This is a genomic window from Companilactobacillus zhongbaensis (assembly GCF_003946515.1).
GTDB classification, from domain to species: Bacteria; Bacillota; Bacilli; order Lactobacillales; family Lactobacillaceae; genus Companilactobacillus; species Companilactobacillus zhongbaensis.
This window is the reverse complement of record NZ_RHOM01000053.1, coordinates 1-8132: the sequence shown is the minus strand read 5'-3', so window position 1 is coordinate 8132 and position 8132 is coordinate 1. Positions and strand designations below refer to the sequence as shown.

Here is an 8132-nt window from a genome sequence, read left to right as displayed (position 1 = left end):
GTAAAGCAGAGTAATGTTGAGTAAAGCAGAGTAATGTTGAGTAAAGCAGAGTAATGTTGAGTAAAGCAGAGTAATGTTGAGTAAAGCAGAGTAATGTTGAGTAAAGCAGAGTAATGTTGAGTAAAGCAGAGTAATGTTGAGTAAAACAGAGTAATGTTGAGTAAAACAGAGTATTGTTGAGTAAAGCAGAGTATTGTTGAGAAAAACAGAGTGTGTTGAGTAAAACAAACGCATGTTGAGTAAACTAGAATAGCCTTATATCAGTATATAGCGAGAAACTATAACGTCGTTTTAGACACCGGATTTTTTAAATGATATTATTGTTTTACATTCTTGAATGGAGGTAGGATCATGACCGATTCACGTGTTCATATTAATAACTCTGTTATTCGTTGGGCTATTGATTCGGGTGAGTGTAGTTTTGTTTTTTTGAAACAGAAATATTCCTTGGATCAATGGATGAATGCTAAATCGGAAATAGATTTTCCTACTATTCAACAATTGCTAGAATTTGGTCAGGATACGCATATTCCTTTTATTTATCTTTTGGGTGATAAAATTCCTGGTGATGATCCTGAATTAGTTAGGCTAATTTCCACTAATGGTTACAACACGAGGCCTAGTCGAAGATTGATTGAAATCTATGACTCTATGAAGATTAAACAAGCTTGGGTGAAAGACTACTTTCTTGAGGAAAGAGAATTTTGTCGTACTAAACGTTTAGTTTTAATAAACCAATCAAATAGTTTCCAAAGTGCATATCAAACTATTGCTAATATTTTGAACCTTTCGGAGTTATCAATAAATGACGGCTCCTATGATATTATTTATAAACTAATGGTTGATAGAATAAGCGATTGTGGGGTTCTTATCTTTCAGAGTGGGATAGTTGGCTTTGATTCCCACCGAGAGTTGGATAATCGGGAGATTAGATCACTAGTATTAGTTGATGAAATTGCCCCATTAATTTTTGTAAATACTAACGATTTAATTCAAAATAAGATTTTTGCTTTGGTTCATGGTTTCGTTCACGTTTTATTAAAGTCTGATGAACTGTTGATGGGTGGAAAAGATTGTAAAACAGATGAGGGAAAATGGATTGAATCGGTTGTTGCAGCAATAATTTCAGATGTTTTATGCAATGATAATTCTCATCAACACAGTTTTCCGTCTCAAAAGGATCTCCATTTTATTCCGGATCGAAACTTTAGGGATGCTGTGATTGCATCTGAAGCATGTAGCGAAATTTCCCTCCTTGAGGCTTCCAGACTTTTGGAGATGTCAGTTTCTGACTATTGTAAAATAAGCAATGCTACAAAGTAGTAATCTTTTTACTTGCCTTCGAGCGAACTGGAAGGGTTATGATTAAGGGGAAAGTTTTTGATGAGGAGAGATTTTTATGGTTAATTTAGATCGACATTCTACTCGGATTTTTTCTGATAAACAGATTGAACTTGCTACTTTGAAACAGATCGTTTCTGAAGCGCAAGCTGCTCCTTCATGGGAAAACAGTCAGCCTTATCATGCCTTTTTGGCCACTGGTGAGACTGCTAAGGAGATCCGTGAAGCTTATATGAAGAACTTTTCCAAGGGATTAGCTAGCCATACCGAAGTAGTTCCTCCCAAAGAGTGGACGGCTGAAGCTGATGCTAATATTTTGGATTGGCAACATCGTTCGGCTGATTCTCCTCAAAAGGAAGAATTTGGTCCAGCTAATGGTCGGCTTTTTGATGCTCCTTCGATCTTATTCATTACTATTAAGAAGGATGCCTCAAGCTACGTGGCTTACGATGCCGGTGCCTTTGGCTATGCCGTTTTATTAGCAGCCGAAGATCACGGTGTTGGTACGATCCCAGCTTATGGATTCGTTCGTTATCCTGATTTGATCCACGATCATTTTAAGATTCCAGAAGACGAAGCCATTTTCATGGGCATTGGATTGGGTTATCCTACTGAGGATGTCATTAATGATTTCAAACCTGGTAGGACAGCTTTGGATAAGATTTTAACTATTAAAGATTAATTTTTTGTTCCTAAATAATTGCTAAAGAAAGTGAGAATTTGATGCGTTATTTTTTAAAAACATTATTTAGGGGATTAGTACTAATTGCCGTTATGGTCGGCATTGCGGCTTTTGCGGGGTGGAAAGCTACTGGTGGGCAAAGTTCTTTGGCTACACCGTTGAATAACATTAGAACTTCGATGTTGAATACTGCGGGGAGCATTTTGGGCAACTTCCAAATTGGCAACTTCAAGATCGATACTAGTAAACTGATGGGCCAACAAAAAGAAGTTAAACCAAAGACAACGGATTCGACGACACCGATCGAATCAAACGTTGCTTCTTTGACATTGTCTAATACTTACTATTATCACTTTGAAAAGGGAACTCATCAAAGTGCTAAAAATGTCTTCATGCAAGCCATTAATACATACAATAATACCGGAATCGTGAAACTAGTCGCTGGTAATGCAACGGGCATGCAAAACTCGATCACCATGGGAACATACGACCAGAACGCAACTAATGTTCAGGGAAACACGGTCGATATGGAACTAGGAAAGGGTGGCCCGGAATCATTCCAAAGCACCTTAGGAGACTGGGTCCACGGAAGTGCAAGACTGAATATTTATTATCCAGCAGCAACATCAGTTTCCGTAGCGACCCATGAATTAGGGCATGCCATCGGACTAGGACACAGTAGTGATCCACAGTCCGTCATGTACCCAACTGATCAAGGAATGACTCAACTAACACAAGGTGATTTAACCACCTTGAGGACAATTTATTCCGATAGCAATAGTAGCAACAATCAAACCAATACCAACAACCAACAATAATTCAAAGAAAAGTGAAAGGGGATGGTCAAAATGGCATTGAAACCAAGAAAACTACTAAAAATAATGCGCAAAAACGGTTTCGTAGAAAAGTCGCAAACTGGCTCACATCTAAAAATGTACAACCCAGCAACCAACGTGACCGTACCCGTACCAGTTCACTTTGATAAAGAATATGAACATGGTATTGAGAGTAAAATATTGAAACAAGCGGGAATAAAAAGATAGAGCGTGGAAGGGCACGGTCAGCTGCTGAGGATTAAAACACAGAGAGCGCAGCGAGGTTGGTCAGCTGCTGAGGATTAACGCGGGTGGTCGAACAAGGTGCTGCGAAGCAGTGCCTCGACCACCTGTGTTAACCGGAGGCCGCTACCTCGCGGAGCTCGTTTCAGCATCCTTGAGGATAAAGATTAAAAGCACTATCCAGTTGTAGCAAATTTAGCTAACAAAGCTAGATAACACAACTTTATATACTTGAAGCCGTGCCGCGACCACACGTGTTAACCGGAGGCCGCTGTGCCCTGGAACGCGTTTCCGCTATAAAATGGGCAACGTTTGGTAACAAGGCAAGAGAAGTTTGGTAACCAAGCAACTAGTGTTTGGTAACAAAGCAAGAGAAGTTTGGTAACCAAACTACCAACGTTTGGTAACCAACCAAAATCTCAACACCAAAAACGCCCAAAAAAACCAAAAACACAAAAAAAGAGATTGCAAACCCAAACAGGTCCTGCAATCTCTTTTACTTTCCAACCAACTTAATCCCCCGAATATTAACCTGAACCACAGAAACATCACCAAACTGAACTCGCCCCTTTTCAACATCCTGACCAGAGCAAGTACCTTTAACATGTTCATAATACCCAGATTCATCATTAAAATAATTAACATCCACCAACAAATCAGGATGCTTTTTTAAATATTTGATTTGACGAATGATCAAATTTTCCTGCTCCTGCGTGGAATATTTTTTGCGGGTGTAATCCTTTGTTTTTTCCTGGATCAATCCGTTGAATCCTTCCAATGCACCAAAGGGCGCGAACTGGGCTGCTCGGTCTAGTTGCTCCATTGGTAAGTGGCGTTTGGGATGTTGATAAGGTAAGTCCATGATGTCGTTGTATTGCGAGGTATCATTGAAGATTTTTTGTTCGATCAATTTCTTCTCGTCCATTAGGCGTGATGACCTCCTATTTGATTATTGCGTTCGATGGTCGTTGATCCATCCTCCAGATCTGAAGCCTTGAGGATGACGTTTTTGTTGTCGAAATGTTTTTGAAGTTCGAGGATGGTTTCTTGGATCTTGCGGTCTTTTTGACGTTTACTGTTATCGACTTTTTCTTGCTTTATCTCAGTTTTGGTATCGTCAAACAAACTGATCTGCTTGTATTTGTCGGCTTGAGTTGCCGCTTTTTCGTCGACTAGATGATTAGCGGTCACTGTGATCCGTCTGATCAAAAGCTTGGAATTGATGTTTTCTTGATACAGCTTTTTAAAAATGTTTCTTAGTTCTTCCGATGATGATGTGGCGACACTCAGATTTTGGAAGGCGTGATCGGGTTTCGGTGTTTTTCTCCCGTAATAGTCTTCGACCAGGGTGCCGGAAAAAGTCGCATCTTGTTCGAGACTTTTGACGTCGTAGTCGATGATCAAGCCGATTCGGTCAGTGACGACTTTTTTAGCAACGAGATCTAAAGCTAGAGCATCGCTCATGCCACGAGTTATTTTTAATCCGTCTTCAAATGAGGTTGGTTTCATTAATACTTGACTGGAATACAAACCGCGGTCGTCTGATTTATAGTTTTTGATGTCGGCAAGGGTGGCTGTTTCACGTCCCCAAGCGTGGTCGATCAAGAGCTCGGCATTTTTGCCGAATTCTTTGTAGAGGATCTCTTCGTTTTTATCATCGGAAAGAGAACCGAGAGAGCAACGGGCAATATCACCCATGGTGTTTAAACCTAATTTTTCTAAACGTTTCGAGTAACCACGACCTACGCGCCAAAAGTCGGTTAGTGGCGTGTGAGCCCACAAGAGTTTGCGATATTGCTGCTCGTTCATTTGTGCGATCCGCACTCCATCTTGATCGGCAGGGATGTGTTTAGCCACGATGTCCATGGCGACTTTGGCGAGATATAAGTTGGTGCCGATTCCGGCGGTGGCTGTGATGCCAGTTTCTGACTGGATCTGTTGGATGATGGTTTTTGCCAGCGTGTGAGCATTGGTGTCGTGTGTTTGCAAGTAGTCAGTGACATCCATCAAGACTTCGTCGATCGAATAGACGTGAATATTTTTTGCGGCGATGAAACGAAGATAGATTCCATAGATCTCGGCACTTTTGTGCATGTAAAAATTCATCCGCGGTTTTACGATTTTGTAGCCGATCTTCAAGCTAGGCGACTTCAACAAGTGTTGCCGATTGATCGAAGAATATTTGGTCAACCGGTGACTAGGAGTTGCAGTAGCTCTTTGGCGATTTAATTTCGACACAATCTGTTCAACTTGGAAAAGCCGTGGTCGACCAGGTACACCAAATTGCTTCAAGGCAGGCGAGACCGCGAGACAAATAGTTTTGTCCGTTCGAGAATTGTCGGCAACGACTAGGTTGGCATTGAGTGGATCTAGTTCGTGGTCGATACATTCGACTGATGCGTAAAAGGATTTTAAGTCGATCGCCATATAAGTTCGTTCCATTGGTCTCACCTCGCTTTTGGTTTTGTTAGCTTACTGTATGAAATGCTCTTTTAATATTGTAACTTATCAAAGAAAGAATGTTGTCAGAAAAGTTTTTGGGAAATTTTTGCTTAAAAATCACCCTTAAAAAATTCTGCTTAACATGTCTACTTCAAAGCTCCCTCCAAACTTTGCAGGAAAGCTGAAGCGGCGTCAAAAAGTGCACAAAAAAAGACCGTTCGCACGGTCGATTTTTTATCTTAAAATGTTCGTGACTACTTGTGATTGGTCTACGTACCAACCTGTGTCATTGTATTGCAACAAGACAGTGCCATCACTCATGGTTACTTTTACTGGTGAGTGACGTAAGACGTTGTCTGGGTTGATCAAGATGCGTGGGCTGATGCCGTTGAGCATTTCTACGCCGATAGGGCTCAAGATGGCGTATGGGAAGTCACCTGTTTCGATCTGTGTTACATAAGGTAATGAAACGGTGACGTTGTTTTCGTCGAGAGCATTGTACGTTGGGGCAGCTTGAGCTGTGTTACCTACAAAAGCAGTTGACAGGCTAAGTCCTGCGATTAGTATAGCCATACTTGTGGTGATCGATTTGAAATATTTTTTCATATGCAAATCCTCCTCTAAAATTAATGTACCATGATAGGAAAACGTTAACAACAAAAATTGTGAGCGTTTGAAAATTACGTTAATATTGCATGACGATATTTTTCTTTCAAAAACATGATTATATTGTTATAGTAGCTTTTGGAAAAAATGTAGGGGAGGGCATCTTCATGTATGCAAAACACGCACGTTTACGTTTGGTAACTTTTATCATGACGGCTTTTATGCTCGGATGTAATGAGTTCATGGTCGTTGGTATCTTGTCAGATATCGCAAAAAGTTATCGCGTATCACTTTCGTCGATTGGTATTTTGGTCACGGCGTTCGCATTGGTCTATGCGATCAGCACGCCAATTTTGACGACTTTAACTAGTCACTGGAATCGGCGGACGGTCTTGTTAGTCTTGATCGTCATCTTTTTCTTGAGTAATACTTTGACGGCAATCGCACCAACTTTGGGATGGCTGTTTTTTGCCCGGATCGTGACTGCTTTGGTCGTTGGGACGATCATTACATTGGTCAACTTGTACGTCAGCATCACGACTTCACTGGACAAGCGTCCGATGGCGATGGCTTGGGTCGGTGCTGGATTCAGTATCGCCTCAGTCGTTGGTGTTCCCATGGGTTCAGCGATTGCATCCTGGATCAGTTGGCACGCCAGTTTTTGGATGGTTTCAGGCTTGACCATTATCGTCTTCGTCTTGCTATTTTGGCTCACGCCTAGTGAGAAACCAGAAGTTACCGGAAGTGTTTCGGAACAGTTGTCATTATTGAAAGATCCGAAGATCTTAGTCGGGATCGGCATCACCGTGGCAACCTTGAGTTTCCAATACTCCTTCTACACATACATCAGAAACTTGATCCATTCAGTATTGCAGTTCAACATTACTAGTTTGAACTGGTTGCTGTTCTTGATGGGAGTAATGAGTATTCTCGGAAACCAAATTGCCGGAATGGTCGCAAAAAATAATGGTACGAAAAAATTGCCTTACGTCTATATTTTGATGATCATCTTTGCCATGTTACTAGGTGTATCGCTAAATAACCAAATTACCGGTGTCCTCGTTTTGGCTATATTATGTACTTTGGTAATTATTTACGGAACTACTATTCAATTAGGTTTCATGGATGAAGCTGCTAAAAATTATCCTCAATCACTGGCCCTTGCTACATCGTTGATCTCGATTTTCGCTAACTTGGGGATCTCACTAGGTTCTCTGTCAGCTTCAACGACGGTCAAGTATTTAGATATGACTTCGGTTGGTTATGTATCAGCTGTTTATGGTGTGATCGCGTTAGTATTGTCGATCGTGCTTAGTCGGATGATGGCTAAGGAAGAGATTTAGTTTCTTTTAAAAATAAATTTGAGCAAAAAGAAAAACCTCCAAGATGGAAATTGGAGGTTTTTCTTCGTCGTCTACCAATCAAAAGCCTAACCGATCATTTGTTATGCTATTAATTATCTTTCGAAACGAAGTGTGGTTAATTATTATTCCGTGTTACGTATGCTTGTGAGATAGAATTCTGTTCATCTTTGTAGTGATAAATGAATTACATTTTAAGCTTGTTTCTTGTTTCTTTTTTTACATCTGTTCATCGAACTTGCGAAACCATTTTGGGTGTTTCCAATGATCAGTTATTTGGCGTTTGATAAGGAAGATTCTTGCTTCGTTCTTCCTTTCGACATCTATATAGTAACATCTTGTGATGTTTTTAACAAGACGTTTTGTTATTTTTAATTAATATTTTTTTGCCTAGAGGTGAGAGAGTTTTTGGCAGACGAGAAGCGTTTTACTTGGTTGGATGTTGGTGATTTTTGGTGTGTTTGGGTTTGTGGTAGTAGTTTGGTGTGGTGGGTCACTGCCGACTCCGGGGCCCGGGATACACACACTGGAACGCTGCCGGCTGCTACAATTGTTTTAACCGGAAGAATGATAAACAAGAACGAGTCCGGGAGACGATAACAATGAGTAAGAAAAATAAGAAGACCCCTTTCGAAATTAAGA

General features: G+C 40.7%; 8 protein-coding genes. 5 read left to right on the top strand and 3 right to left on the bottom strand.

Translation table 11 applies throughout. The features are described from left to right. The first annotated feature begins 351 nt into the window (after positions 1-351). From EKM69_RS11880 to EKM69_RS11865, 4 genes are all read left to right on the top strand, one after another. A complete protein-coding gene (locus tag EKM69_RS11880) occupies positions 352-1323 on the top strand; it encodes a hypothetical protein (protein WP_125711295.1) in 972 nt (323 codons plus the stop codon). Between the two features lie 76 nt (positions 1324-1399). Further along, on the top strand, positions 1400-2023 hold the full coding sequence (locus EKM69_RS11875; protein ID WP_125711293.1) for a nitroreductase: 624 nt from the start codon (positions 1400-1402) through the stop codon (positions 2021-2023). Between the two features lie 41 nt (positions 2024-2064). Beyond that, on the top strand, positions 2065-2841 hold the full coding sequence (locus tag EKM69_RS11870) for a M57 family metalloprotease (protein WP_125711291.1): 777 nt from the start codon (positions 2065-2067) through the stop codon (positions 2839-2841). Between the two features lie 30 nt (positions 2842-2871). Next, positions 2872-3066: a type II toxin-antitoxin system HicA family toxin gene (locus tag EKM69_RS11865; RefSeq protein ID WP_125711289.1), complete on the top strand. Its 195-nt coding sequence runs from the start codon at positions 2872-2874 to the stop codon at positions 3064-3066. A 511-nt stretch (positions 3067-3577) separates the two neighbouring features. Here EKM69_RS11865 and EKM69_RS11860 read toward each other — a convergent pair. The 3 genes from EKM69_RS11860 to EKM69_RS11850 form a co-directional block, all read right to left on the bottom strand. Beyond that, positions 3578-4006 carry a hypothetical protein gene (locus EKM69_RS11860; RefSeq protein WP_125711286.1) on the bottom strand — a complete coding sequence of 143 codons (429 nt, stop codon included), beginning with the start codon at positions 4004-4006 and terminating at the stop codon, positions 3578-3580. After that, on the bottom strand, positions 4006-5523 hold the full coding sequence (locus EKM69_RS11855; RefSeq protein WP_125711285.1) for a Y-family DNA polymerase: 1518 nt from the start codon (positions 5521-5523) through the stop codon (positions 4006-4008). The genes EKM69_RS11860 and EKM69_RS11855 overlap by 1 nt, the downstream gene beginning before the upstream one ends. 234 nt (positions 5524-5757) lie before the next feature. Beyond that, positions 5758-6129, bottom strand: coding sequence for a hypothetical protein (locus EKM69_RS11850; protein ID WP_125711283.1), 372 nt, complete (start codon positions 6127-6129; stop codon positions 5758-5760). A 167-nt stretch (positions 6130-6296) separates the two neighbouring features. On the opposite strand from EKM69_RS11850, the gene EKM69_RS11845 reads away from it, so the two are divergent. Continuing rightward, positions 6297-7472 carry an MFS transporter gene (locus EKM69_RS11845; protein ID WP_125711281.1) on the top strand — a complete coding sequence of 392 codons (1176 nt, stop codon included), beginning with the start codon at positions 6297-6299 and terminating at the stop codon, positions 7470-7472. Positions 7473-8132 lie beyond the last annotated feature (660 nt).

What these genes read in the sequence shown, in the direction of transcription:
- EKM69_RS11880 (WP_125711295.1), top strand. Translation starts at nt 352, where the DNA reads ATGACCGATTCACGTGTTCATATTAATAACTCTGTTATTCGTTGGGCT.
- EKM69_RS11845 (WP_125711281.1), top strand. Translation starts at nt 6,297, where the DNA reads ATGTATGCAAAACACGCACGTTTACGTTTGGTAACTTTTATCATGACG.
- EKM69_RS11865 (WP_125711289.1), top strand. Translation starts at nt 2,872, where the DNA reads ATGGCATTGAAACCAAGAAAACTACTAAAAATAATGCGCAAAAACGGT.
- EKM69_RS11850 (WP_125711283.1), bottom strand. Translation starts at nt 6,129, where the DNA reads ATGAAAAAATATTTCAAATCGATCACCACAAGTATGGCTATACTAATC.
- EKM69_RS11875 (WP_125711293.1), top strand. Translation starts at nt 1,400, where the DNA reads ATGGTTAATTTAGATCGACATTCTACTCGGATTTTTTCTGATAAACAG.
- EKM69_RS11855 (WP_125711285.1), bottom strand. Translation starts at nt 5,523, where the DNA reads ATGGAACGAACTTATATGGCGATCGACTTAAAATCCTTTTACGCATCA.
- EKM69_RS11870 (WP_125711291.1), top strand. Translation starts at nt 2,065, where the DNA reads ATGCGTTATTTTTTAAAAACATTATTTAGGGGATTAGTACTAATTGCC.
- EKM69_RS11860 (WP_125711286.1), bottom strand. Translation starts at nt 4,006, where the DNA reads ATGGACGAGAAGAAATTGATCGAACAAAAAATCTTCAATGATACCTCG.